This is a genomic window from Affinundibacterium seohonense (assembly GCF_014284305.1).
GTDB classification, from domain to species: domain Bacteria; phylum Pseudomonadota; class Gammaproteobacteria; order Burkholderiales; family Burkholderiaceae_D; genus Undibacterium; species Undibacterium seohonense.
In genome coordinates this window covers 1-1,321 of record NZ_JACOFW010000066.1, presented here as the reverse complement: position 1 = coordinate 1,321, position 1,321 = coordinate 1, and the positions used below count along the sequence as shown (strand labels likewise).

The window sequence follows — 1,321 nt, the reverse complement described above, 5'->3', positions numbered from 1 at the left end:
ACGAACAGTCTCAGATTACCTTTAACGTCAGCCAATGCGCGACGAACATCGGCAGTGCATGATCCTGTATATCCAGGCATTCTTGCGGAAAGCGAATTTGCGATCGTTCCGAAAAATCGCTCAATGTAAGGACGATCATCAGGATGATGGGGAGGTCCTGCATCGACAGCACAACCAATAAATTCACATAGCGCGGTTATCGTTTCGTTCGATAGATTCGCTTTCGCGTTATCAAGACGCATGCGCTCCCATATGGCATATCCAAGCTCTGGTAACTTACCAGAAGGAAAACCACCAGACGCGCCATAGCCAACATTTGGCAATTGAAATATTTTAGATGTATGTGGTGTAATGGCTTTTTCAATTGTCTTGATCACGTCGTATCGAGAATATTCACGAGATAAAACCAAGTGATATCCAAGAACCGCACGCGTGCAAACATCAATGATAACGAGCAACCAAATTCGTTCAATTTCAAACTCTTGTTCAAGCCCAAGCGGATCCTGAATCACAATCTTTAACCTGACATCCAATCGATGTCCGTCAAATTCAACGATTTGGTAGGGGTAAGTTGCCCCTTTTTGTGTTGCCACTACCGGTTGTGGTAATCCCTTCAAATTCTTTGCCCCAGCTGCATGTGCTGTTGTCCCGAAATTAGCCAACATCTCCCGTTTCACAAAACTCGCAAATGCACCAATGCCCATGCGATCTGTATTCAATGGATACTCTGTTGCTGAGATGCCGGCTCCGCGACACTGAATAATGAAGCTTGCATGTAGGTTCTTTATTCCTTTAAGCCTGATCTTGAGTTTCCCTTCTGTGTTGACCTGAATAACACTTATCGAATGTTGCTTAATTTTTTGCGCTATCCATTTACATAATATTGGATACGACTCAAGCAACATTGCAAATGCACCTGCTAGGCCACTTTTCGAACTCACATGTAAATCAGAAATTCCTTCCGTTCGCAAGTAAGCACCGACACGACTGTGTTTGATCAAGCCACGATATCCATAAATCCTTCCGTCTTCCGCTTGCTGTAGACATCGTTTTAGTGTCCGGTGCAACTGCCGACCGTTAATGCCTGTCTCCTGTTCAATTTCTCGTAGCGTTGCACCCATCGCGTAAGCATCAATTGCTTTAAGCCTTAGCTCAAAAAACGCTCTCTTTTCAGGTGACAATGCTGCTCGATCAACCACAGGCCAGAGATCCAATTCCATGTTTTGAAACGCTAGACAACGTCGATTCATAACACACCTCCAGTGGGTTCGAAGTAAGTCAGATAGGAGAATGGCTCTACATGCAAAGATGGGGCAGCTAA

1 pseudogene is annotated in these 1,321 nt (G+C 44.7%); it reads right to left on the bottom strand.

The features are described 5' to 3' along the window. A pseudogene (locus H8K52_RS20570) lies at positions 1-1,250 on the bottom strand (integrase); the annotation flags it as partial. Positions 1,251-1,321: the final 71 nt, after the last annotated feature.